Annotated in this window: 23 protein-coding genes, 1 tRNA gene and 1 pseudogene; 15 read left to right on the forward strand and 10 right to left on the reverse strand. The window is 31.1% G+C overall.

Going from position 1 to position 23,671, the window contains the following annotated elements; translation table 11 throughout:
* Positions 1-4 precede the first annotated feature (4 nt).
* The 3 genes and pseudogenes from AAHM80_RS01315 to AAHM80_RS01325 all read left to right on the forward strand — a co-directional run.
* Positions 5-2,482, forward strand: a pseudogene (locus AAHM80_RS01315) (UvrD-helicase domain-containing protein); the annotation flags it as partial.
* Between the two features lie 456 nt (positions 2,483-2,938).
* Positions 2,939-3,193 (forward strand): PD-(D/E)XK nuclease family protein, encoded by a 255-nt coding sequence (locus tag AAHM80_RS01320; RefSeq protein ID WP_410521516.1) that lies wholly within the window; start codon positions 2,939-2,941, stop codon positions 3,191-3,193.
* Between the two features lie 26 nt (positions 3,194-3,219).
* Complete coding sequence (locus AAHM80_RS01325) at positions 3,220-3,528, forward strand: nucleoside triphosphate pyrophosphohydrolase (RefSeq protein ID WP_341755269.1); 309 nt, start codon at positions 3,220-3,222, stop codon at positions 3,526-3,528.
* Between the two features lie 401 nt (positions 3,529-3,929).
* Here the strand turns inward: AAHM80_RS01325 and AAHM80_RS01330 are convergent, their stop codons facing one another.
* Together AAHM80_RS01330 and AAHM80_RS01335 are read right to left on the reverse strand one after the other, a co-directional pair.
* Positions 3,930-6,011 (reverse strand): hypothetical protein, encoded by a 2,082-nt coding sequence (locus tag AAHM80_RS01330; RefSeq protein ID WP_342260047.1) that lies wholly within the window; start codon positions 6,009-6,011, stop codon positions 3,930-3,932.
* Positions 6,012-6,048: 37 nt separating this feature from the next.
* On the reverse strand, positions 6,049-6,771 hold the full coding sequence (locus AAHM80_RS01335; RefSeq protein ID WP_341747662.1) for an alpha/beta hydrolase: 723 nt from the start codon (positions 6,769-6,771) through the stop codon (positions 6,049-6,051).
* 193 nt (positions 6,772-6,964) lie between these two features.
* Here AAHM80_RS01335 and AAHM80_RS01340 point away from each other — a divergent pair, with 193 nt between their 5' ends.
* The gene (locus AAHM80_RS01340; protein ID WP_342260048.1) at positions 6,965-8,608 is read left to right on the forward strand and encodes a hypothetical protein; all 1,644 of its coding nucleotides are present in this window, start codon (positions 6,965-6,967) and stop codon (positions 8,606-8,608) included.
* 11 nt (positions 8,609-8,619) lie between these two features.
* Here the strand turns inward: AAHM80_RS01340 and AAHM80_RS01345 are convergent, their stop codons facing one another.
* The 4 genes from AAHM80_RS01345 to AAHM80_RS01360 all read right to left on the reverse strand — a co-directional run bounded on the left by AAHM80_RS01345 (position 8,620) and on the right by AAHM80_RS01360 (position 12,494).
* The gene (locus tag AAHM80_RS01345) at positions 8,620-10,695 is read right to left on the reverse strand and encodes an ATP-dependent DNA helicase RecG (RefSeq protein WP_342260049.1); all 2,076 of its coding nucleotides are present in this window, start codon (positions 10,693-10,695) and stop codon (positions 8,620-8,622) included.
* A 209-nt stretch (positions 10,696-10,904) separates the two neighbouring features.
* Complete coding sequence (locus AAHM80_RS01350) at positions 10,905-11,516, reverse strand: ribonuclease H-like domain-containing protein (RefSeq protein ID WP_341748490.1); 612 nt, start codon at positions 11,514-11,516, stop codon at positions 10,905-10,907.
* A 14-nt stretch (positions 11,517-11,530) separates the two neighbouring features.
* The gene (locus AAHM80_RS01355; protein WP_341751337.1) at positions 11,531-11,848 is read right to left on the reverse strand and encodes an FtsB family cell division protein; all 318 of its coding nucleotides are present in this window, start codon (positions 11,846-11,848) and stop codon (positions 11,531-11,533) included.
* Positions 11,826-12,494, reverse strand: a complete 669-nt coding sequence (locus AAHM80_RS01360) for a phosphatidate cytidylyltransferase (protein ID WP_342260391.1) — start codon at positions 12,492-12,494, stop codon at positions 11,826-11,828. Before AAHM80_RS01360 ends, AAHM80_RS01355 begins: the two co-directional genes overlap by 23 nt.
* A 168-nt stretch (positions 12,495-12,662) precedes the next feature.
* Between AAHM80_RS01360 and AAHM80_RS01365 the strand changes: the two genes are divergently transcribed.
* From AAHM80_RS01365 to AAHM80_RS01395, 7 genes are all read left to right on the forward strand, one after another.
* Positions 12,663-13,604 carry an IS110 family transposase gene (locus tag AAHM80_RS01365; protein WP_342259457.1) on the forward strand — a complete coding sequence of 314 codons (942 nt, stop codon included), beginning with the start codon at positions 12,663-12,665 and terminating at the stop codon, positions 13,602-13,604.
* 269 nt (positions 13,605-13,873) lie between these two features.
* Positions 13,874-15,307 (forward strand): hypothetical protein, encoded by a 1,434-nt coding sequence (locus tag AAHM80_RS01370; protein ID WP_342260050.1) that lies wholly within the window; start codon positions 13,874-13,876, stop codon positions 15,305-15,307.
* Between the two features lie 145 nt (positions 15,308-15,452).
* Positions 15,453-16,001 (forward strand): CDP-diacylglycerol--glycerol-3-phosphate 3-phosphatidyltransferase, encoded by a 549-nt coding sequence (gene pgsA / locus AAHM80_RS01375; protein WP_342260051.1) that lies wholly within the window; start codon positions 15,453-15,455, stop codon positions 15,999-16,001.
* A gap of 566 nt (positions 16,002-16,567) precedes the next feature.
* On the forward strand, positions 16,568-17,818 hold the full coding sequence (locus AAHM80_RS01380; protein ID WP_342260052.1) for a hypothetical protein: 1,251 nt from the start codon (positions 16,568-16,570) through the stop codon (positions 17,816-17,818).
* The gene (locus tag AAHM80_RS01385) at positions 17,811-18,248 is read left to right on the forward strand and encodes a hypothetical protein (RefSeq protein WP_342260053.1); all 438 of its coding nucleotides are present in this window, start codon (positions 17,811-17,813) and stop codon (positions 18,246-18,248) included. The genes AAHM80_RS01380 and AAHM80_RS01385 overlap by 8 nt, the downstream gene beginning before the upstream one ends.
* A gap of 78 nt (positions 18,249-18,326) precedes the next feature.
* Positions 18,327-19,595, forward strand: coding sequence for a hypothetical protein (locus AAHM80_RS01390; protein ID WP_342260054.1), 1,269 nt, complete (start codon positions 18,327-18,329; stop codon positions 19,593-19,595).
* Positions 19,596-19,606: 11 nt separating this feature from the next.
* Positions 19,607-20,047, forward strand: coding sequence for a tetratricopeptide repeat protein (locus tag AAHM80_RS01395; RefSeq protein ID WP_342260055.1), 441 nt, complete (start codon positions 19,607-19,609; stop codon positions 20,045-20,047).
* Here the strand turns inward: AAHM80_RS01395 and AAHM80_RS01400 are convergent.
* Positions 20,044-20,457, reverse strand: a complete 414-nt coding sequence (locus AAHM80_RS01400; RefSeq protein WP_341751650.1) for a helix-turn-helix domain-containing protein — start codon at positions 20,455-20,457, stop codon at positions 20,044-20,046. The two genes, AAHM80_RS01395 and AAHM80_RS01400, sit on opposite strands and share 4 nt — an antisense overlap.
* Before the next feature lie 217 nt (positions 20,458-20,674).
* Here AAHM80_RS01400 and AAHM80_RS01405 point away from each other — a divergent pair.
* A tRNA-Ser gene (locus tag AAHM80_RS01405) sits at positions 20,675-20,765 on the forward strand.
* Positions 20,766-20,821: 56 nt separating this feature from the next.
* On the opposite strand, the gene AAHM80_RS01410 is transcribed toward AAHM80_RS01405, so the two are convergent.
* On the reverse strand, positions 20,822-21,022 hold the full coding sequence (locus AAHM80_RS01410) for a hypothetical protein (protein ID WP_342260056.1): 201 nt from the start codon (positions 21,020-21,022) through the stop codon (positions 20,822-20,824).
* Between the two features lie 109 nt (positions 21,023-21,131).
* On the opposite strand from AAHM80_RS01410, the gene AAHM80_RS01415 reads away from it, so the two are divergent.
* The 3 genes from AAHM80_RS01415 to AAHM80_RS01425 are packed head-to-tail and all read left to right on the forward strand — an operon-like array spanning position 21,132 to position 22,588.
* Positions 21,132-21,632 carry a helix-turn-helix domain-containing protein gene (locus AAHM80_RS01415; protein ID WP_342259545.1) on the forward strand — a complete coding sequence of 167 codons (501 nt, stop codon included), beginning with the start codon at positions 21,132-21,134 and terminating at the stop codon, positions 21,630-21,632.
* The gene (locus AAHM80_RS01420; RefSeq protein ID WP_342259384.1) at positions 21,626-22,186 is read left to right on the forward strand and encodes an IS630 family transposase; all 561 of its coding nucleotides are present in this window, start codon (positions 21,626-21,628) and stop codon (positions 22,184-22,186) included. The genes AAHM80_RS01415 and AAHM80_RS01420 overlap by 7 nt, the downstream gene beginning before the upstream one ends.
* 9 nt (positions 22,187-22,195) lie before the next feature.
* Positions 22,196-22,588 (forward strand): transposase, encoded by a 393-nt coding sequence (locus AAHM80_RS01425; RefSeq protein WP_342260057.1) that lies wholly within the window; start codon positions 22,196-22,198, stop codon positions 22,586-22,588.
* Here AAHM80_RS01425 and AAHM80_RS01430 read toward each other — a convergent pair.
* Both AAHM80_RS01430 and AAHM80_RS01435 read right to left on the reverse strand, forming a co-directional pair.
* Positions 22,558-22,992 (reverse strand): hypothetical protein, encoded by a 435-nt coding sequence (locus tag AAHM80_RS01430; protein WP_342260058.1) that lies wholly within the window; start codon positions 22,990-22,992, stop codon positions 22,558-22,560. The genes AAHM80_RS01425 and AAHM80_RS01430 overlap by 31 nt on opposite strands.
* Before the next feature lie 46 nt (positions 22,993-23,038).
* Positions 23,039-23,665 (reverse strand): superoxide dismutase, encoded by a 627-nt coding sequence (locus tag AAHM80_RS01435; RefSeq protein ID WP_342260059.1) that lies wholly within the window; start codon positions 23,663-23,665, stop codon positions 23,039-23,041.
* Between the last annotated feature and the right edge of the window lie 6 nt (positions 23,666-23,671).

Raw genomic sequence — 23,671 nt, forward strand, 5'->3', positions numbered from 1 at the left:
TAAAATGAATGAATTACAACAACAAGCATCTGACCCAGAATATTCTGTTTGGGTTTCTGCCTCAGCTGGTACAGGCAAAACCAAAATTTTAACAGATAGGGTGCTACGGTTACTAATTAAGGAAGTTCCATTTGAAAAGATCCTATGCTTAACTTTTACTAATGCAGCCACCCTTGAAATGCAGAGTAGGATTAAAAATAAGCTTGCTCAATTTGCTGCAAACGAAACCGCTAAATTAACTGAAGAGTTAGGTTTATTACTTACTAGAGAGCCTTTAGAAAGTGAGGTGCAATATACCAAAACTTTATATAACAGACTACTAAACTCTGAAGATGGTATTAATATTTACACTATCCATGCTTTCTGTCAGAAGATGCTTAAATTATTTCCTTTTGAAGTTGGCATTAATCCAGAATTTCAGGTTCTTGACGAGATTACAACACAAGGGGTTCTTAGCAAAATAAGAAACCAAATCTATTTAGATCCGACTTATAATGAGCTGATTAGTTTTTTTCTGACAAATTTCCATGAAACAACTATCAATGATATTTTCTCTGAAATAATCCAGCAAAAAATTAAGTTTAAGAAATTATTTGCCAAACAAATGGATTTTGTAGAGTACGATGCTCAAACTATTTTTGCACAATTATCAAATATTTATGACCAAGCCAAGCAATTATTGGCAAAATACTCAATAGCTATTAACTTAGATCAAGAAATTCAGCAATTTTTTCTTACTAAAGAAAACCTTAAGCGTAAGAATATATTGCCTAAATCTATGGCAATGAAGTACCCAAAGTTATTGAATGAACTTGAATATATTCAAGAGAAAATTTTTCAGCTAGATCAACAAGCTAAAATGCAAGATATGGAGAATTACTCAAATTCATTACGTAACTTGGCAAAGATTTTTCTTGATAAATATGATTCCTACAAAACCCAGCATAGTTTGCTTGATTATGATGATTTAATTTATCTTACGCAGTTATTATTAATGGATAATGCTGCAAAAAATTGGGTAGCTTATAAACTTAATGGCGGGATTGACCACTTGCTTGTTGACGAAGCACAAGATACTAGCCCGGAACAATGGGACATTATCACTGCAATTATAGCAGACTTTACTTCTAGCACTAAGCAAAAAAGTACTATTTTTGTCGTAGGCGATGAGAAACAGTCGATTTTTAGCTTCCAAGGAGCAGATATTAGCTCTTTTAGTTATGTTAATGAAAATTTGTATAAAAACCTATCTGATGCAAATAAGAATTTCAGAAATATTACCCTCCAGTGGTCTTATAGATCTACTAAAGAAATTATTGATATTGTTTATCTAATTTTTCAACAAATTAAACATACTACTCCACAATTATTTACATCTGATAATCCTAAAATTTTGCCATTTCGTCAAACTCATAAAGGTAGAGTTGAACTTTGGTCATTAGTTAAGGGTGAAAAAGAGAGTAAGTTGTTTTGGTCTTTACTGGAAGAGCATAATAAATCCAAATCTGCTCAGCAATTACTTGCACAACAAATTGCTAGTTTTATAAAAAGCCAAATAGCAAGTCGAAGAATCCTGCCTGCTACTAATTCCGAAGTTAAAGAATCAGATTTTATGATTTTGGTACGCAAGAGAGATGAGTTGATTCTTGAAATTATTAACTGTCTTAAGCAACGTAGTTTGCCAGTAGAAGATGTTGATCGGATCACTTTAAATAAAAATTTGTCAGTATTAGACTTAATGAGCATAGCGAAATTTGTACTACTACCTCAAGATGATTTGAATTTGGCTAGTCTGTTAAAATCACCAATAATTGGTATGAGTGAACAGGCACTACAAACTATTGCAATTTCTCGAGGTAAGAATTCTATTTGGGGTTACCTACAAACTGTCTCAAACTATGCAAGTATATATAAGAAACTGTGTCATTTCTTGCAGCTATACAAGGTTACAAATTGTGAGAATTTTTTTTCACTTATTGTCGATTGTTTGGATGTTAGAAAGGTTTTAGTTGAAGCTAATGGATTTGATAGTAATGATGTAATAAATGAATTGATATATTTGAGTAGCAATTATGCTAATAATATAGATAGCTCTTTGCAAAGCTTTGTTTATTGGTTTGAAAATAAAAAAATTGAGATTAAAAGAAACTTAGAATCGTCAAATAAGATAAAAATTATGACCGTGCATGCTTCTAAAGGTCTGCAAGCACCTATTGTTATTCTGTGCGATACTAGTTCAGTACCAACTAATAGTAATAAATTCATTTGGGACGAAAATCAAGTGTTCTCTACCACTCAATCAGCCAATAGCCCAGAATTCTTTAAAGCTCTCAAAGAAAAGGAGCAACAAAAAGACTTACAAGAATATATCAGACTACTTTATGTTGCAATGACTAGAGCCGAAGACCATTTAGTGATATGTGGTTATCAGTCAAGTAGTAAGCTACCACAAAATTGTTGGTATGAGTTGGTTGCTAGAACAATGAATATGCACGGGAAGGTACAGGAAAATGGTATTATAGTTTATGAATCAGTTATTGAAGGAAGTGGAAATGGGCAGGAATCTAAAGAAATAGACCAAAAAGGTGCTTTAGATATTCTAGATCCCGCACCAAAGCAGGATGACATTGAAGGCAGCCGGAATGACATTGAAGATTGGATACCAAACCTTTTTTTAATTAATAAAATCACCAAAAATACAAAGCAAAATTATTCAGTCAATTCTCCTCTTATAGTTAATGATCATTTGGAATATGGTAAGATATTTCATAAAATTCTAGAAGATGCCACAAAGATCAATGATTTTTCTATGATGAATAAACATCCGTTTATTCACAAGTTACCAATAAATCTGCAAGAAAAGATTCATAGCAATATTGATAAATTACTGAATAATATAGAATTTATGGCACTTATTTCCCAAGAGCTAAAAACTGAAATGGCGATAGGGACAACTCTAAATGATGAGGTTAAAATAGGACGAATTGATTTACTTGCTATTGATACGGGAAAAATAACCATTATTGATTATAAATCCGATGCTAGTCCACCTAAAACCTGTCAATTAGTTAAGGAATCTTATATTGACCAGTTGAATTTTTATCGACATATAGTAGCAAAACTATATCCTAACAAGGAAATTATTTGCAGAATTTTATGGCTAGAAAATGCCAATTTTATGACGATTGGTTAACCTTTAACCAATAATACACAGGTAATATGACAAAATTAGTGAGAGATTTAGTTCCGCAAATTATCTTAAAATCTGGTCGAATACCAGTCTTTCGTATTGCAGAATTGGCTGAGTATAAACAATTATTAAGACAGAAACTTTCTGAAGAGGTAGAAGAATTTTTAGAAAGTGAATCTATCGAAGAAATTGCTGATATCATAGAAGTACTTGAGGCAATATGTAATAGCAACTCTTATAAATTAAAGGATATACTAAACATTAAAAAGCACAAAAAAGATACCAATGGTGCTTTTGACAATAAAATAGTTTTAGAAAAAATAACCATAAAAACCTAAGCTACTCAATAACAATCAAGTGAGTCAATTATTAAAGGGCTGGTGACTAATTTCAAAGATTGTAGTGATAAGCTGGAAGACATGGCGGTTTAAAAGTCACAACTAATGATAGAAAAGTTTGTTTTTTTAAATGCATAAATGTCATTGCGAGAAGGCACTGCAAGCGGCAACGTAGCGATCTTGTGAAGTAAGGGTTGCTACTTCAAAAGATTGCCACGTCGGCTATTCCATCGCCTCCTCCTCGCAATGACCTTGGTTATTTTTCTATAACTTTTAAACTGCCATGATGAACTCTAAAACCGCTTCCTCTTCGAACTTTCGATAGCTCTGACCTACGATCCCTGAAGACGATAACGCAATTCTTGATTTTCTATCTGAGTATACCATGCAAGGTCTTTTGTTTATCTTACTTTACCCATTCTAGCTTTTGGTGTAGATTTTACCGTTACAGGTTTTACTTTGGGTTCTAACAATATTTCTTTAATTTTTAGGCTTTCAGCTACAACCTTTTCTGTGTCATCTATCTTAGCCAATTTTTCAGGAGTAATTTTATGCATCAAATGCTTCGATAAACTAGAGAGTCCTATTTTCTCACAAAAATTTGCTACCTTATAACGCATCTTATCTGCAACAGTTAAATTAGGGGTCGTCATTTCCATTAAGTGAGCTGTTGCTACAATATTCTCTTTATAATGCAGATCGTTCTGTATTGCCTTAACATCCTCATCAGTAAGATGTTTTTCTTTGTTTAGATGGGTTAATAATTTGTCGTAAAACCTTTCTAGTTTTTCTATAGTAATCTTTTTACTTGCTGTTACTGTTTCTTTTATGAAATCCTCAACTTTCTTTCCAAAAGATTCAAGACGTTTGTCTATATCTGCAACATATTCTGTTGGATTCAAACTTGTTACACTTTTTTGAACCTTCGGCATTGAGACTTCTACCTCTTGCCATTTACCATCTTGACTCTTTTGCCATTGTTGTTCTTGAACAGTTGTTGTTACAGGTTGAGCAGGTACTTTAATTTGATAATCATGTTCGCTAGCCCACTGTAAAGCACTTTTTCCTTCAATTTTAATATTATGGTGAGCTGCATAGGCTACTGGGTCTTTAATAGGAGATTCAGCAAAAGTTTCTAACCACTGACCGTTTTTAAATTCAGGAGATACATTACTAAATTTAGCCACTATGTCTGCTGCTCTTGCTACCTCTTTCATATTATTGAGGTTTTCCTTGATATGTTCTTTATAAAATGTACTTAATTCATTAAAATCATTAATTTGCTTTAATTCAAATTTATTACCTTCAAATCTAGCTGCTACAATGAGACCTTCTGGAGAGAACCCATGTTTTTTCAATTCATCAACTTTTTGATCAATTATAGCATCTATTTGCTGATCATTTAACTGATTGGTCATTTGTGCTAATGCTTTACTATATTTTTCAATGTTAAACGATAAGTTACCTACCTTAATAGCTTTAGTATAGTTAACTGCATTCTCTGAAAACATTTTATGTGTTGCCTCAATCATAGCAGCAAAATCTTGGTGAAACATTTCAAAAGATCTACCGTGATCTATTTTAGTTACAGTCTTCCCATCCTGCACCATCAAATTACCGGCATGATAATCCAATTCCCCTAACATATGACAAGCAGCAATAACCTTTTCAAATCCTTCTAATTCTTTTAACTTTTGATCATTTGCTCCAATGCTAGTAGTATAAGTACCCTTAGCAAATTCTGCAAGCTGCACCACGTTATTAAAAAATTTAGAACGTATAGCAATTGATGGTGAATTGACCTGATCAGATACTACTAATGCCTCTTTAGGGGTGCGATCATATAATAAAAACTGATACATAGAAGAACCGATTAACTCCCGCACACCATCATCCCGATCTGCTAAAGCTTGCTGTTGCTGTTTTTCTCCCTGTAGAGCTAAACAACTCCTATGCTGTTTATAGAAACGTTTTAACATGAAAGTATTACCAGTTGCGGTTTCCTTAGCAATATATCCAGCAGATACACCAGCTTGCTTATTACCTTTTTTTGTAAATTCTGTATTTTTAACCGTTATTCTATCTCGTAGCATAGTTTCAAGCGGATCTTTTTTGGATTCTTCTAGCTTTTTTGGACGTGCTGGCTTATTTTCTTTAGCTAATGCATCCATAAGCGGAATATCTATTAGCTCTCTTAGTGCTTGATTTTGATCTCCAGGAAACGCTTCTTTTATTACCTTTAATGCTTCACTTACAATGTATTTAGAATGTGTAAGTTTCCGCATTTTCTTTTTATACAAATCAATATTAGAGTCTGATGGCTCTTGAGCAAGTGCTATCACGCTACTAGCAAGTTTTTCACATTTTTTAGAGATTCTATCATTTACAACTTGATCTTTACCATTTGACTTTGTCAGTTTTATTAAAGTTGTAAATAATTGGGTATGTAAAGATTGTTTAATTTCTTCTTGGTTTGTTGCCATAAAAATCTAACTCTTTATAATTAATTGTTAATTGCAGTTAATCTAAAAAAACCTTTTGTAGCGGTTTGTTTGCTAAATTTTCTTCAGTAAAAAAATCCTTCTTTAAATGCGTAACCTGATTATTCAATAACCTTAATTGTAAGTAATCATTAATTGCTTGGGTAAATTCACCAAGCTTGTTTCGAAAAAAATGATCAGCTCCTTGGATAATCTTATAATCGACAGTTATATGTTTTTGCTTAGATAATTTATCTACTAATTCAAGCACTGATTCTTCGGGTACAATACTATCATTGTCACCTTGTATTACAAAGCCAGAAATAGGGCATTGAGACAAGAACGAAAAATCATATTTATTCACTGGCGGAGATATCGCAATAAAATTATTAATCTCTGGTCTTCTCATGATCAGTTGCATGGCTATCCATGCTCCAAAAGAAAACCCCGCTATCAAATTTAGACTGCTAGTAGGATTGTTAAGTTGCAGCCAATCAAGTGCTGTTGCAGCATCAGTCATTTCGCCAATACCGTTATCAAACTCTCCCTGGGAACGTCCAACGCCCCTAAAATTAATTCTGAGTACTGTGAACCCATTAGCTACTAATGATTTATATATATTGTAAATCACTTTGTTATTCATAGTACCACCGTAAAGCGGATGTGGATGTAATAATAAAGCAAGGGGGGCTTTAGGATTACTAGATTTAGTATAAAGCCCTTCGATCCGACCGGCAGGACCATTAAAAAAAACGTTAGCCATAATTATAACATATAATATATCAATTTATATCGATCACTAAGACCAAAAAATAAAATTATAACATGCCATTTTATAGATTTCAAGATAACTATATGTTAGTAATGTTATAAGACTGACTTTTAAACTTCCACTAGATATTAATTAGTGTTTCTGCTAGGATTCTTATTATTCAAATTTGTATGTTTAAATGACTATGAAGAATATATTAATTATTAAACTATTAATTTTATTATTTACGATTAAACCCGCTTTGGCACAGCCATTGTCAATTGATAGCATATATCAACATTTATTGATAACATCTCCAAGTTACAACAATATTACCTATAATAAACCTTCAACCAATTATTTAATACCAAATAATTGGTTACTGCAAACACCAAATATTTGGGGTGCTACTTTAGAAGAATATGGAGAAGGGCTTACTCCAGTTGCAGATAACGTGATAGATGCACAATTTTTTGTCCCAACATGCCGTACTCAATCAGATTGTCGCGGAATCAGTACTTGTAAAACTGCTGATTTTACTTTGGATAATAGAACATTATGTTTAACAAATGCATATAATGTGTTAAACACTATGTATAACACAATTATTAATGCCACTACATCTGTAGATATTACAACTCTCGGTAAATACTACTTTAGTTCAGGAGCATTTACTGCTATGTTGCAAAATGCTGTCATAACACTAGGTAAAAAAAGCATTAATTCTCCTCATTTTATAACTATACGCTTATTATATGGTACGTATAAAGAAGTTCCACCTGAATGGATGAAAAGCTATTTAAATAATATTATTTCTAAATTACCAGCCAATAATAAACTAATTATATCAATTGCTAATATTAGGTCATGTACATTTAAATCCAATTGTGGAAATCAGGAGAAACAACATGATATCTCTCTTGATCTCTCTTGGAATCATGGCAAAATTATTGCAGTGGATGGTAATATATTAATCACTGGTGGAGAAAATTTATTTGGTCAGGATTACACTCAAGCAGAGCCAGTTAATGATGCCAATATTAAAATATTTGGACCTGTTGTAAATGGGGCAACAACTTATGCTAATATATTATGGAAATATGTACAACATCATCGAGCTATAGCAGTAAACCATTATTATACATATAAGAAGGGGTATATTTCAACAAAATGTGCTAAAGCTATTTCCTTAAATAACGAATTTAATGTTAATAGTTCATTACCTGTACAGGCAATGTTTATTAGTAAATTGAACAATGGAGTTGGCATTGGTGATGATGCTGATCAATCAGAAATTGCAAGGGTATTTGCTCTAAAAAATGCTACTCGCTCTATCAAAATTAGCCAACAAGCCCTATTTTTTAAAGAGAGTAATTATCCACTGCTAGATAAAGTACTGCCGCCAATTAGTACTGTTAATGGCAATATTATTCAAGCAATAGCATATGCTATACATAATAATGCAGTAGATACATATATAGTGACCAGCAACTTATTCAGATTTAATTACTCAGATCATGTAGATTTACAATATTTATATGATTATATACTTAATACGATAGTTTCTAATTATCATGTTGAGAGTAAAATAGCCGCACAAGAATTAAAACAGCATCTCCATCTTGCTTATATAAGTTATAATCATATTATCAATACCAATGCAAGAAGCCATAATAAGTTTTGGATAGTAGATGACAAAGTTTTTTATTTTGGTAGTCATAATTTTTACCCAACATCATTACAACAATTTGGCATTATTGTAGATAGTATAGAAGCTAGTAAAATATTATTGGAATCCTATTGGAATCCTATGTGGGAATATTCTGCTAAATATAATCTGAATGAATAACGATTGAACTGTTAGTTCAATTCATTAAACTCTACTCTAGCAAATAATTTTATTTGAAGTAGAGAGAGTTCAGAATGATCTTTTGAACCTTCTTCTGCTAATTTATTTGCTTTAGTTAAAAGGTCTAAATCTCTAGCTAGATCAGCGAAAAAGAATCTTATTTCACCACTTTGCTTTGTTCCTAATATTTCTCCACTACCTCTTAAGAGTAGATCTTGCTCTGCTATATAAAAACCATCATTGCTATTTCTCATCACTTCAAATCTAGATTTTGCAACCATAGTTAATTTTTGAGGATCATATAGAAGAATACAATGAGATTGTAAAGTTCCACGTCCAACTCTACCTCTTATCTGATGTAACTGAGCTAAACCAAACTGTTCAGCATTTTCTATGACTATTAAGGTTGCTTCTGGTACATCGATACCCACTTCAATTACAGTTGTAGCAACCAAGATTTTAATATTACCATTCTTAAATTGGTGCATAATCATATCTTTTTGCTCATTTTTCATTTTGCCATGTATTATACCTGTAATGTTAGGGTAGGCATTCTCAATGGTAATTAGTCTAGTATTGATGTCGATTAATCCTGTATTTTTTGACTGTGTTGTTAACTCTTCATCATTTTGATCGATAAGGGGACATATCCAGTAAATTTTCTCTCCAAATTTTAGCTTTTTATCTAAAACTGAGATTACATCATTTAGCTTGGTCTTTGGCAATATGCTAGTAATAATTGGTAGTCGATTTTTTGGTTTGCTTGTTAATTTAGCAATATCCATATCTCCAAACATGGTCAAAGTAAGACTTCTAGGAATAGGGGTTGCGGTCATCACCAAAACATCGGGATGAGAGGCTTTATTAATTAAATCTAACCGTTGTTGTACACCAAATTTATGCTGTTCATCAATGACGATATAACCTAAATTTTTAAAGTTTACTTTTTCTTGAAATAATGCATGAGTGCCAATTAATATATCAATATCTCCGTTTTCTAGGCTTGATAGAACTTTGTTTCGTTCTTTGGTAGATATTTTTCCAGTAAGTAAACCAAGTCTTATTCCAGTTTCACTTAAGGCTTTAACAAAGAATTGGTAATGCTGGTTTGCTAATAAATCGGTAGGGGCCATTAGTGCAGCTTGAAATTTATGGTATGATACAGTGACCATTGTCAATAAAGCTACTAGGGTTTTACCAGAACCAACATCACCTTGGAGTAAGCACATCATTTCTGTAGGAGATAATTGATGTTTTGCAATTTCCTCAATCACGTTCTTTTGGTCAGGTGTGAGTTCAAAGCCTAATGTCTTAAGTATTGCTTGTTGTAGCTGACTAGACCCTGCAAATGAATTGCCTTGTTTTAATTTTGTTTGTTGGCGGAGATATTGTAATGAAATTTGGTTAGCAAAAAGTTCCTTTTCTGCCAGTCGTCTTAAAGCTTGAGTATGTAATTCTTCTAATTGCTTAGTTTTAACCTGATATAAATGTAAAGTTTTTAAATCTTCTAATAATGATTTAGTATAATCCTTTACTTCTTGAAAACTCTCAGGAATACAGCACCACTCTTTCTCAAACAAATCAAGCCCCTTTATTATATAGGAATAAAGTTGCTTATTAATTATCCCATAGGTCAAAGGATATATTGGTTCTAGGGGGCTGGTAAGTTTTTGATCCAAAATAAATATTGGGTGGACTATTTGAGGTAAGCTAGAAAAAACTTGTACCTTACCATTAATTGTATGTTTACTGCCTATTGTAAGTTTACTTAGAATAAAATAAGAGAGTCTATTAAAAAATATCAGCAGAATTGAGCCAGTTTCATTAGATCCTAAGATTTTCAAAGGCTGTTTTTTGTTCTTAGGCACAAGAACTTCTTCTATTGTTATTTCAGTTTGAATTAACTGACCATTTTTTAGTGAAGATAAATTTGGTGAAATTATTTTAACTTGATAAGAAGTAGGGCGGTAAAATAACAAATCTCTTAAATTGATTATTCCCAATCTTTTAAGTCCAATAATTATATTATCACCAACGTTAATACGTGATTTAATCAGCGAGAAAAAAAACTTGTTAATTGTTAACATATATTTTTTTAATTAACCTAAATTCGATGTAATATACTCAAATGATTTGAAAATGAATGGTGAGCAGGCGTAGCGTACATATAGTATAGTTACGCATGCGAGTCCATGATATTTTCAAAAAACAATTCGTAGGAGCAGAAGAGTATATTAACTTGGTTATATCGAACCTAGGTTAATAATAACTATATTTTATTTACAGCATCTAGAGCTTAGTGCATAAAAATATCAATATCGTTCCATCCTACTAGGTCTAAGTTGGCTCTAATAGGTAAAAACTTAAAAATCTGTTTTGCAATATCTAACCTATTTTCGGCCAGTAACATATCTTGCAAGGTAGCGCGAAGTTGATGTAGGTAAAGGACGTCTTTGGCAGCATATTCTTTTTGTTCAGCTGTAAGATCCAACCTTCCCCAGTAGGAAGATTGTTGTTGTTTAGAAATTTGGACTGAAAGTAATTCACGGCATAAGTCTTTTAAACCATGAGCATCAGTATAGGTTCTAACTAGTTTAGAAGATATCTTTGTACAAAATATGTTCTCCAAATCTATTCCAAGATATTTTCTTATTGCTGCTAAATCAAATCTAGCATAGTGAAATATTTTGCATCGATTCTTATCAAGCAATAGTTTTTTTAAATTAGGTGCTGCGTAATTCTTGTCAATAAAGTTTACTAAGTAAGCCTTACCATCTCCATTACTCAGTTGCAAAAGACATAACCTATCCCTATGTAAGTTTAATCCCATCGTTTCTGTATCGATTGCTAGGTCTCCTGCAATATTAAAATCTTCCGGGAGATCATTCTGAAAAACTATAATACTGATAATAACCTCCTAAGTTATTTTATGGTAAAAACCTGTTCTTTTGGCGACGCTACCCCTAGAACTCTTCTTGCTTCTTGGTCAAGCATATCTCTATCTAGAGATTCTGGTCTAAGTAGTTTTACTTTATGTTCAAGTTCAATGCGTTCTGCCCTTAAATTTTCTAGTTCACTATAGGTTTTTTCGAGTCGTTGATTTAATGTAAAATAAGCAATAATCCCTCTATTACCACAAATAGAATGGAAGATAAAATAAGCTAATAATAAAGATAGCAAAACATTAAATATTATCTTTTTGGAATTTTTAACTGAATCAATAAAATACTGATAATTCATAATATTTTAATAATAAAAATAATATTGGGGCGGTAAGAATTATGCTATCAAATCGGTCTAGAACACCGCCATGACCTGGTATTATAGTACCAGTATCTTTTATAGCAAATTTACGCTTAAAATATGAAATAAATAAATCGCTCATTTGTGCTATTAGTGCTAAACAAATAGCTGCTATAATTAAGTGCCGTTTGTTTAATAAATAGTCAGTTGGTAAGTCAAAGCTAGGTACTAAACTTAATAAAAATGCTGTAAGCCCACTAGCTAATACCCCTATGATTAATCCACTCCAAGTTTTGTTAGGACTAATCTTGGGGGTCAGCTTAGGTCCGCCTATATTCTTCCCACCAATCATAGCAAATATATCAACTGACCATATTATAATGAAATATAGTAATAATAGCCATCGATTTTTATCTTCAGTAGCAATTATTATTAAAGATATAGTGGGAATGGGAATGATAACAAAGCCCAGTAATATATGGGAAAAGGACGATTTTGTCATTTGATACCATTCATATGACATAATTATGGCAATTAATAACATAATTATATAAAATAATGACTTAATGAACATTATCGCTATAATAAATACTGGTCCTATTACTAGGGCTGATAATATTCTTACTACTATATTAGACCTTATATCTTAAGAATGTGTTATAAGTAATTAAAGAGGGTGACTTGAATAGACCTTGACTAAAAAGTCGCTAAGAGAATAAGTACCCTCTTTTTGGTAGTTTACCTTGAACAAATTGCAGAAGGTGGTCTTAAAAAGAGCAGCCTTGCACAATAAGAAGAAGGAGATTATATCATGAATAAAATAATAGGTCTAGACGTAAGTAAAAACTGGCTTGATATATGTGTATATAATACAAGAGATAAACCTAAATATCATCGTTTTGCCAATGATGCAGCTGGTCATGAAGAGATGATTAAATTAGCAAAAGAGCAAGAGATTAAGCTAATAATATGTGAACCTACTGGAGGATACGAAGCTGAGATTTGTCAAAAGCTGGATAATAATAACCAACAAATACATAAGGTCAATACATATAGTTTTAATTCTTTTAGTAAATCGGTGAATTTGTGTAAAACTGATAGGAAGGATGCATTTAAATTAGCATATTATGCGGATAAGATGCAGCTTTCAGCGAATTATATATATCAAGTTGAATCAGAGACTTTGAAGAGATGTCAACAAAGACGAGAAGATTTAGTATTAATGCTTAGCAATGAAAAGAAAAGACTACATCATAGCATTGATGGTATTGATAAAGAGAGTATAGAAAAGCTCATTAAATTTTTACAGAATGAAATAGCTGAGCTTGATAAAAAGTTAAACAAAACAATAGATGAGTCAGAAGAGTTAAAAGAGAAGGTAAAAATATTAGAGACTGTACCTGGTATTGGTAAATGTTTAGCTACAAAACTAATTAGTTTTGTACCTGAATTAGGGGATAAAAATTATAGTAGCAATGAATTGTCATCAATTGTTGGTATAGCTCCATATGCTCGTGATAGTGGTAATAAGCAAGGACGAAGATTTATTCGAGGAGGCAGGAAAATACCTAGAGATGCTTTATACATGGCAGTATTAGCTGGTAAGAATGGTTTCCAATATTTAAAAATTTTATATGATAGGCTTGTTAATAATTTTAAACCTAAGAAAGTTGCGATAGTTGCTTGTATGCGTAAGTTACTTGAAGTGTGCCATAAACTTATTCAACAAAAACGTGTTTTTGTTATTAAATAATATTTATCTATTTTTATAAAATTTAGATAAAAGATAATTGCTATGAGGGAGCGTTATATGAAATCTTATTTAATCTAGGGTTAGCGTGGAAATATCTTGATCCAACAAAGTCTTTAGACTATTTTGCCCAAGCAGAAGAAACAAAGCCAGGTGATCAGGACGCAATAATAGAGCAATTAAAACATTATATTGCTCGTGTTGATATTGACAATGCTTCAAAGCAAATAGCAAAAATTAAAGATAGTGATCTTAGCAATTTATATGCATTAATGCTTAATATTGTTAAATTTACTCCAGATGCTCTTAGTGTAACATCATTAACAAATCATGCACAGAAGGTAACAAATCCAACACTTAAAGATTTATCTAGTATAATGCTTGAATTTGTATCTAAACCAGGTGCTTCTCTTTCGCAATTATTAGGTACGTTCTTCCAGGAGAATACACTTAAAGGTCTTGGATCTTATCTAGAGATTTATAAAGAAATATGGATAGAATTCTTTTTACAAAAGGAGGAATTTGATAAGGCCATTGAGTGTTGCTATGAAATCAATATTTGTATGGCAGGACGTAATGTACCAATTCAGCTGTTTAAAATATTGGAAATTTGTAAAAAAGCTAGATTTTGGGATAAGGGGTTAAAATTTATTGAAGAGAAGTACCAAAAACATAACGAAATTTTACAACATCATGGTTTCCTTCCTCTTAAATATCTAGAATTTGTATTTTATAAGCAAAATAACTTGGAAGAAAAATCTGAAGCCTGCTTAAATTTTTTAAAAACTAATGCTAATTTAGGTGACAAGTCAGCTCTATCACTACTATCTTATGCTAATGAGTTTGCTTTTTACATAAATGTAGAAAAAGGAAATTTTGACAAAGCATTAGAGTATTTATATTTAGTTCCATTAAATAACAAAACAAACAAGTCAATATATTTATTAAACAAACTTAAACAATATCTTGAAAATGATCGTATAAATCTAGCCCTGCTCACTAAACTAGAAGAGGAAAAAGAAAAAAGTAATATTGTTTTAATCGATTTAATAGAAGATCATGCAGAGTTAGATAATTTTGATCCAAGGGCAGTGAATGCCTATTTCAAAAAAAAGAAACAAGATTTACTTGCAGAATCAGTAGACACTACTATTAAAGAACAACCATATATTTGGTGTATTGGTGAATATACTTATGCTTCTAATCACGATGATGTTTGTCCTATAGAAGATAAACCAGATTTTTATGTGACGATCGATCGAAAGCTAGCGGGTAAATTGGATCATCAACTACTCAAGAAATTTAAGGATGCCATATCAAGAGGGTTAATTGATAAAGAGCAGAAGAGTAAAGGGATAAAAATTATACCTAACAAATTGATGGAAGTTAAAATTCCTAGCGAAGATGATCGATTATATACAGGTGAGGTATATACAGTGGAGGCATATACAGAGGGGTCATATAAAAAGCCTAGCAAATACTTAATTGTTTTTAACAATCACGGTAATCATAAGAAGACAAAGGAGGCAGCAATAGCAAGTAAAGGTTTAAAAATTATTGAAACTAAAAAAACATCTTTTGCACTTCCTCCTCCTAAAGAGTCTGAGTGTAGTAGTAGTACACAAGAGTTAGAGTTAAAGTTAGATTTAGACTCGATTTTAGCAATGCACTTACAAAGTAGAGGGGATAGAACCATTAGGCGTTGATAATGATACTAGCATTTAAGTTACGGCAAGATAGATTAGTTCTTTTAAGTTATTCTATAAAAATTTGTTCCTATTTTCTTGGATTTAGGTCATAATCCGTCGTTGTCATTTCCTCAAGAAATCAAGAAGTAAAAATATATAATAAATGAATATTGATAAAAATATACCAAATTATCTGACGATAGCTCGTATTGTGGTTATTCCAATTATTGTAATAACCTTTTATCTAGATAACTCTAAACTCGCTCATAGAATTGCAGCGATATTATTTATTTTGGCTAGTATTACTGATTTTTTTGATGGTTATCTTGCTAGGAAGTTCGATTTAGTATCAGGATTTGGTAAAATGTTCGATCCAATAGCTGATAAATTATTAGTAGGTTGTGTAATTATAATGTTGGTAAAAAAAGGGGTTGCAGGGGAGATACCATGCTTATTAATTTTGGCTCGTGAATTTTTAGTGGCTGGGTTACGTGAATTTTTAGCTTTAATTCAAGTAAGTATCCCTGTATCTAGATTAGCTAAGATTAAAACATTTACCCAAATGTTTGCTTTGTCAGCGTTAATTCTTGGTTCTAAAGGTTCAGGTATAATTTATATGGATTTAATAGGCCAAATAGCTTTATGGATTGCCGCACTTTTAACTGTAGTAACTGGATATTCATATTTGAAGGCTTGTAGTAAATATTTCTGAGCAAATTAGTCCCTAAGCCAAAATATCACTATTGATTTAAATTGTACCATCTAAGAGCAATTATTTATTATAATAGTAACTTAGTGTAGCATAAAAAGTATGATATATAATTAAATAATAGGTATTAATCCTAGATGTTTTAGATATACTCGATGAAAATCAAGAATTGCGTTGTCATTATCCAATATCTGCTGGTGCTCACGTACTATATGTACGCCTAGCACCTCGACTTGGTAATTCCTGCTACTATCATGATTTTGATTCTATCGTCTATCAATTCTTCATTTACGAGCAGTATACATTACGCAACTATTATAAGCAGCCAACTTACGTTTCAAACAAAAGAATAGCTGTGTAATCTCTAACTATTAGTTTATTGGGTTATGAAGGAGCAAAATTCACCATATTTAGATAAATTAAAGCAAAATTTATTCCAGATATTTATCTTAATTTTTATAGTTTATAGTACAATCATAGCTTCATTGTATAAATATTATAATGCTAAAGTTGAAATGGAAAAAACACAAATTCTACAAAACCAGTATAATAAAATACTAGCAGTAAGTATGAATAAAATCTCTTCTCTAGCGTATCATTTATCTAGCAATATTCAGGAAAAAAATGTTACAATCAATAGTAATGGTAGTGAACTTGAGATATGTAATGAGGCAGAAAAATGTATAAACTATAATCTTTTTAATTTTGGAGCATTATTAAATAAGCATGTTCCGGTATTCATTTATTACAAGATAGAACTCAATAAAAAATTTCTTTATTCAAATATCAAAACTCAAAATTATCAAATAGATAAAATATATCCTATCAACGCTTCTAACCAACTTAATATTAGTTTGGCAATTAATAGTACATATTGGCATAAAGTAAAAGCAGATATTAAAAGACCATTTTGGATATTAACAGCATTTATTACTGCTAATCTTCTATTGTTATATTTTCTCTTTAAAAGCTTATTTAAGAGTTTCAATAAATCGTATGCATTACATTATCAAGACAAACATGCTACAGAATTAGAACAGCTTAAGTTTAATTATCAGCAGGAATTAAAAAATTGCGAGACCTCTTTAATGAGAAAAATTTGGAATAATGATTTCAATAAACAAAAAGATTTAGAAATTAATTGTTTATTTGCTCAGGAAGCTAATCAAATATCCTTGCTTGATAAGAGTTCTAACAATCAAGAAGATATGATCAAGGATTATAGGTTAAAAAACTTTGGTGATAAAGTACCTTGCTCTATACTTCTGTATCAAGAAAATAAAATAGAAGAAATTAATGCCAGTAAATTAGTTGACTTATTTACTGATAGATTTAATCAGGAAGACGAAAATATATCGATTGAAATTTTAAGCAAAGCAAAAGTATTATATTTTGCTTCTAATGCAGCGTTGTACCAAATCATTTATAGTATTATTAACTATCTATTTTTTTTGTTAAAAAAACAATCTTCTACTACCAAACACAATATTAGATTAACTATTGATGATATAAAACAAAAAATAGAGCTACGTTTTGAATATGACGGTTATCCTATAATGACAGCAGAAGAGCTGCTCAAAACATCAAATCATTTTTTCAAAACGCATGCTAACCCTTTTTTACTTAATTTAAGTCAAGTATTTAATATATTAAGAGCTGATGGATTCAACTATAAAATAAGTTATAACCAAAGCAATATTATAGAAATCTATCCAAATGATTCAAGCATAAGACAGGAAAATAAAAGTAACCAACAACCAATAAAAACAGAAAATAATGTGATTATACTAGCTTCTTTAACGAGGAAAAAAAATGAATAAATATTTATTACCACTTATGGTGTTATTTATAGTCAATAATTCATTTGCCCATACACAAATATCTAATTTGATCACTCCAGTTAGCTATTTTATTAATCATGAGCAACAAATTAAAATGCTTGATGAATATTTAAGTAAATATAGACAAGCAAGTATAGTTGGTACTAGTGGTATAGGTAAAACTCAGTTAATTAGGATGTATACTTATGAGAATAAAAATAATTATGATCTAATCTGGTTGTTTGATTGTAACCTAGACCTTAATGAACAATTTGTTAAATTAGCCCAACAACTCAATATGGTCAAACAAACTAATATATCTGAGGCAGTAACTCTAGCCAAAAAAGAAGTAATGTCATATTTAACTTCTACTAGTAAATGGTTATTGGTGTTTGATAATTTAAAAGTTAATGAAAATAAAAAAGTGTAAAACTTTATTGATTGGGAACATAATGGTCAGGTCGTGTTTTGTTCTCAAAATAACGAAAGATTACCTAATGTTATATTAATGACCTTATTTGATAAACCTACTATCGTAACTTTGGCTAATACTTTATTGGATAATAAAGATAAAAATAGTATCGAATTTTTAACGCAATCTTTTAGTGGTTATCCAATACTTATAGTTCAAGGAATCCAATTACTAAATAAAATTAAAGGTCTAGATAAAGAAGAATATAAAAAGAAAATTTATCAATCAACTGATAAAATAGCAACAAATATTAGTATGGCTATAAAGGAATTAAAGCCTAGTGCGGTAAAGTTACTTAATAAAATAGCTTTGATAAATAACCAAAGTTTCTCAAAACAATTACTTGCTATAATTACTGATAACAAGAATACTCTCGATGATGATATATACCAATTATCTAAGTTTATGTTGATTAGCAATATTGATTCTAATCAGGATAATCCTATTTATGAAATGAATGATGTAGTTAGCAACAAAATAATGGAGATAAATGGGGATAAAAACAATAAAATATGTTTAGAGGATATTATTCTAAAATTACCTAAACTCAAAGGAGTGCATTCTGCCCATGTATGGAGAGCTACTAAGACTATATCCGAAAATTTAGAGATTATTTTTCAAAATGCTGAAAAATATAATATTAACATATATTTAATGCTTAACTTAAGATTGCAATTATTTGCCTCATATATGAATGCCTGGAATCTATACAAATCAAAGCCAATGGTTAACTGGTTTGAGCAAAAAGAACAAGACGAACAGTTTAAATTTTGGCAAATGTCTACTTATCAAAAATTCTGTTACGCTAGATATTTAGTAGGAGTAGGACTTTACAATAGAATAACATCGATAAATTATCAAAAAACTATTTCTTATTTAACTAAAGCACTTAAAGTTTTAGATACCCTAGGTGATGATTATGATTATATTTATTCTAAATTTAACTGTAGCTTAAACATTGCTCTAACTCATGTATATTTAGGTAATATAAAAACTGCTGAAGAAATTATTAACGAAATGGAGAAGCTATTTAAACATAGGATAGAGGGAGGAGATATATTTATATTATATCATGTGAAAGCTAGAATATTTTTTATTCAAGGTAAATATAATGAAGATTTAGAATACGTCAATAAAGGCATCGAGGTATGGAAGACGTTAGATCCTAATGATCTAGGTTTTACTAGAGATTATTTACTTAGGGCAGCAATATTAAGCTCTATTGGCAAATATCAAGAAGCTTATGTTCAAACTCAACAAGTATATAATATGCATAAATCTGTAAACCAAGAGGCATTAGGTTAATTTATACACAAATGGCAAAAAGTGAATTAGGATTAAATAAAATAGATATTGCTTTAGATCATATTAATAAAGCTATAACAATATTTTTAGCAGATGAACGTAGAAATCCTAAGAATATAGATCATTTGGAAGATCCAGATTTAGCAGCAGGTTATGTAGTACAAGGTGATATTTTACTTGCTCAAGGTAACATTAAAGGAAGTATAGAATCTTATAAAAAAGCTTATGCTATATACCACTATTTCTATGGGGATAAAAGTAAAAATGTTGTTCAAGTAAGTGAGTTATATAACAAAGGAGCAAAAGCAGCTTGTAAAAACAAAGATTTATATAATTATAAATTCTTTGGTAAACCACAAATTAAGGAATTTGGAATAAATCACCCTAATACTATTGCCATGTTTGAATATTGTAAACAATATGACATGGATTTATGGGTAAAGCAAGATTAAGGTTTGTGATATTTATCAATCATCCAATCTATAAATGTATTATCAACAGACTGTTTTTTCAGTGCATATTCATATACTTCTTTTATTAGAACTGTAAGATTTGTAAATGAAAAATTTAAGTTTCTTTCAATTAACATATTAATTGTTGCACTAGTGGCTTTACTAAAAATTTTCATTTGATCAATAGTTAGCACTTCATGGCTTATTTCGTTATCAACAACAAGAGCTTCTAGGCTAATATCTAAGGCTTTTGCAATTAATTGTAAATTATTAGCACTAGGGTTTTTTGAACTACCATACAAAATGCTATAAACAGTATTTCTACTTAATCCAGTTTTTTTCTCTATCTCTACAGCATTTATATTTTTTTGCACCATTAATGAGCTAAGTTTGGTTTGTAAATTTGCCATAGATAAGATTCTATATATAAAATATATATTTCTAGATAATAAGGTATAACCATCAAAAAGTAAATAACTAAAATAATTAATTATAATTAATTATTTTAGATCATGGGAGTTTGTAACACTAATTTTTAATGATCTACTAAAAAATTTAAATTACCCTGACCCCTCTTATAAACATTTATACTTGAATTTTTTTAATCTATCTGATATGTATTACCTTGGATAGGTGTCCGAGTGGTTTAAGGATCTAGTCTTGAAAACTAGCGTGCGGGGCAACCGTACCGTGGGTTCGAATCCCACCCTATCCGCCACTGTGGTACAAGTCATCGTTTTTTTTAAAATATCGAAAGGGAAACGTAGAGAGGTCTCAAGTTTTTTGCTCCTGACGTTTAAGGTTCTGAAATACGAAATTTATCATTTTGCGTTTTTGAGGGCTTTCAGAACCCTTAAAAGTTTCATAGGCTTCAGATGCTAGAGTTATCAGTGTTGTAGCGGTATCAGTAAATTTATCGTCTGCTTCATCATAAGTTTTCACTAAACGATCAATTTCATATTGGCGATCTTTCAATTGTTGTTTTTTTGTTTGAAATTCTTTTTTGCTAAGTTCACCACTAATACCAATTGCAATAATTAACGCAGTGGTGTAAAATGGGTTTTTAACTGATAAAGGTACTCAAATGGCTAGGTTAATATTACCGCAAGGTTTTCATGGTCATGATTTTATAAAAATGATGAAACATGAGCCGCATGGTCGAAATCGTATACGTTTATTGGCGATGTATTACCTTCAATTAGGCAAATCTTTTAAAGCCATATCTGAAATAGTGAAGTCACACTGGAAAACTGTGCAATCATGGCTCAGAAGATTTAGGAATCATGGTTTTGAAGGATTATTTGAATCACAAAGAAGCGGTGCCCCTAGGAAGATTAACACTATACAAGAGTCTACTCTTTTTGATAAAATCAATACGCTCAGTGAAAGTAAAACTGGTGGGTATATAACTGGAAAGGAGCTACATATCATGTTACTTGAGGAATATGGTGCTAAATGTACTTTAAAAACAGTCTACAATACTATGCACCGCCTTGGTTTTAGCTGGATTACTTCTCGTTCAATGCATCCAAAGTCAAATCAAGAGACTCAAAATACATATAAAAAAACTTCCCAGACATGCTAACAGAATTATTACCAAAAAATATCGATAGATGTAAAGTTGATATATGGTCTCAGGATGAAACTCGAGTTGGGCAACAAGGTAGCTTAACTCGTATATGGGCTAAGCGTGGCACTAGACCCCGTAAAGTTCGGCAACAGCAATTCATTTCAACATATATTTATGGAGCTGCTTGCCATGATACAGGAGAAGCTTTTGCATTAATTTTACCATATGCAAATACACAGGCAATGAATAAATTCTTAGAAGACCTTTCTCGCAGTATTCAAGGCAACCGACATATAGCTTTACTAACGGATAATGCAGGTTGGCACACAGCCAAAAAACTAACTGTGCCAAGCAATATCACTTTGATACCGCTTCCGCCCTATGCACCGGAACTTAATGCAATGGAACAAGTTTGGGAATGGATCAAAAATCATTTCTTGTCTAACCAATGTTATGGTGTATATGAAGATATCGTCACTATGGCTTGTTACGCTTGGAATCAATTTGCTCATAATGTAGATTTAGTAAAATCAATTATGTATAGAGACTGGATAAATACACCGTGTTAATTATTACAATTGGTATTAAAAGAGAAGGTAAAAATATTAGAGACTGTACCTGGTATTGGTAAATGTTTAGCTACAAAACTAATTAGTTTTGTACCTGAATTAGGGGATAAAAATTATAGTAGCAATGAATTGTCATCAATTGTTGGTATAGCTCCATATGCTCGTGATAGTGGTAATAAGCAAGGACGAAGATTTATTCGAGGAGGCAGGAAAATACCTAGAGATGCTTTATACATGGCAGTATTAGCTGGTAAGAATGGTTTCCAATATTTAAAAATTTTATATGATAGGCTTGTTAATAATTTTAAACCTAAGAAAGTTGCGATAGTTGCTTGTATGCGTAAGTTACTTGAAGTGTGCCATAAACTTATTCAACAAAAACGTGTTTTTGTTATTAAATAATATTTATCTATTTTTATAAAATTTAGATAAAAGATAATTGCTGTAATAGACTTCTCAACTCTATCTTTTATATTTTTAGCTTCATCTTCTGAGCAACTTGTTTTTTTATCCATAGAGTTACGGAATGTTAATCTATCTGGTAGTTCTATTTTATATTTTTGAGCTATTTTAATAACCTTTAATACGCCTACAGCACCGTAGTAGTTTGAATCATAATTGTTACAGAGTTCTTTCTTCTTCTTTATGTCCAATGAATCTTGTGCTTCTCTTAGTGCTGTTTTAAGATATATCTTATCATGCTGTTCTAGTTCTCTGTAGTGTTGTGAACCTGCATAGGAACAAAGGTCTTGATATTCCTTTACGTTTTCTAATGATTTTTCTACATCAGTATGCTTTCTTTTCATAACTAATTACCTTAATTATTGATTGTATTTTTTCTAAAATTAAGTTTCAAAGCTGACTCTCAGCAAATTGCCAATTAATCATATGTTCTATATAAACTGAGACATAGTCTAGACGCTTATTACGATAATCTATATAGTATGCATGCTCCCAAACATCACAGGTAAGCAGAGGTTTCATAGATTTAGTAATAGGAGTTTCACCATTACTAGTTTTTACTATTTGTAATTTCCCATTATTAGAGACTAACCACGCCCAGCCGCTACCGAATTGACTTACTGCTGCTTGCTTAAATTCAGTAGCAAAATTCTCATAACTGCCAAAATCTTTATTTATCTGTTCCAATATCTTACCAGTAGGCTTTCTTCCACCTGAAGGCTTAATAGAATGCCAAAAGAAAGTATGATTCCATATTTGTGCTGCATTATTAAATATGGCTGCTTCAGTTGGTTTTATGCTTGTAGAAATTATTAATTCTTCCAAACTTTTTTTCTGCAACTCCTGGTTATCTTGCAAAAGATTATTCAGGTTAGTTACATATGTTTGGTGGTGTTTCCCATGGTGGTAGTCAAAAGTTTCAGGGGAAAAATGCGGAACAAAATCACTTTTACCATAAGGTAATTCCGGTAAGACAAAAGGATAAGATGTTTGGTTAGATTGTTTGCAATATATCATAATTTC

This window comes from Candidatus Tisiphia endosymbiont of Metellina segmentata, assembly GCF_964030715.1.
GTDB lineage: Bacteria > Pseudomonadota > Alphaproteobacteria > Rickettsiales > Rickettsiaceae > Tisiphia.

What these genes read in the sequence shown, in the direction of transcription:
- AAHM80_RS01340 (WP_342260048.1), top strand. Translation starts at nt 6,965, where the DNA reads ATGAAGAATATATTAATTATTAAACTATTAATTTTATTATTTACGATT.
- AAHM80_RS01345 (WP_342260049.1), bottom strand. Translation starts at nt 10,695, where the DNA reads ATGTTAACAATTAACAAGTTTTTTTTCTCGCTGATTAAATCACGTATT.
- AAHM80_RS01435 (WP_342260059.1), bottom strand. Translation starts at nt 23,665, where the DNA reads ATGATATATTGCAAACAATCTAACCAAACATCTTATCCTTTTGTCTTA.
- pgsA (WP_342260051.1), top strand. Translation starts at nt 15,453, where the DNA reads ATGAATATTGATAAAAATATACCAAATTATCTGACGATAGCTCGTATT.
- AAHM80_RS01430 (WP_342260058.1), bottom strand. Translation starts at nt 22,992, where the DNA reads ATGAAAAGAAAGCATACTGATGTAGAAAAATCATTAGAAAACGTAAAG.
- AAHM80_RS01370 (WP_342260050.1), top strand. Translation starts at nt 13,874, where the DNA reads ATGCTTAATATTGTTAAATTTACTCCAGATGCTCTTAGTGTAACATCA.
- AAHM80_RS01330 (WP_342260047.1), bottom strand. Translation starts at nt 6,011, where the DNA reads ATGGCAACAAACCAAGAAGAAATTAAACAATCTTTACATACCCAATTA.
- AAHM80_RS01325 (WP_341755269.1), top strand. Translation starts at nt 3,220, where the DNA reads ATGACAAAATTAGTGAGAGATTTAGTTCCGCAAATTATCTTAAAATCT.
- AAHM80_RS01415 (WP_342259545.1), top strand. Translation starts at nt 21,132, where the DNA reads ATGGCTAGGTTAATATTACCGCAAGGTTTTCATGGTCATGATTTTATA.
- AAHM80_RS01385 (WP_342260053.1), top strand. Translation starts at nt 17,811, where the DNA reads ATGAATAAATATTTATTACCACTTATGGTGTTATTTATAGTCAATAAT.
- AAHM80_RS01335 (WP_341747662.1), bottom strand. Translation starts at nt 6,771, where the DNA reads ATGGCTAACGTTTTTTTTAATGGTCCTGCCGGTCGGATCGAAGGGCTT.
- AAHM80_RS01390 (WP_342260054.1), top strand. Translation starts at nt 18,327, where the DNA reads ATGACCTTATTTGATAAACCTACTATCGTAACTTTGGCTAATACTTTA.
- AAHM80_RS01395 (WP_342260055.1), top strand. Translation starts at nt 19,607, where the DNA reads ATGGCAAAAAGTGAATTAGGATTAAATAAAATAGATATTGCTTTAGAT.
- AAHM80_RS01365 (WP_342259457.1), top strand. Translation starts at nt 12,663, where the DNA reads ATGAATAAAATAATAGGTCTAGACGTAAGTAAAAACTGGCTTGATATA.
- AAHM80_RS01400 (WP_341751650.1), bottom strand. Translation starts at nt 20,457, where the DNA reads ATGGCAAATTTACAAACCAAACTTAGCTCATTAATGGTGCAAAAAAAT.
- AAHM80_RS01420 (WP_342259384.1), top strand. Translation starts at nt 21,626, where the DNA reads ATGCTAACAGAATTATTACCAAAAAATATCGATAGATGTAAAGTTGAT.
- AAHM80_RS01355 (WP_341751337.1), bottom strand. Translation starts at nt 11,848, where the DNA reads ATGAATTATCAGTATTTTATTGATTCAGTTAAAAATTCCAAAAAGATA.
- AAHM80_RS01380 (WP_342260052.1), top strand. Translation starts at nt 16,568, where the DNA reads ATGAATAAAATCTCTTCTCTAGCGTATCATTTATCTAGCAATATTCAG.
- AAHM80_RS01320 (WP_410521516.1), top strand. Translation starts at nt 2,939, where the DNA reads ATGGCGATAGGGACAACTCTAAATGATGAGGTTAAAATAGGACGAATT.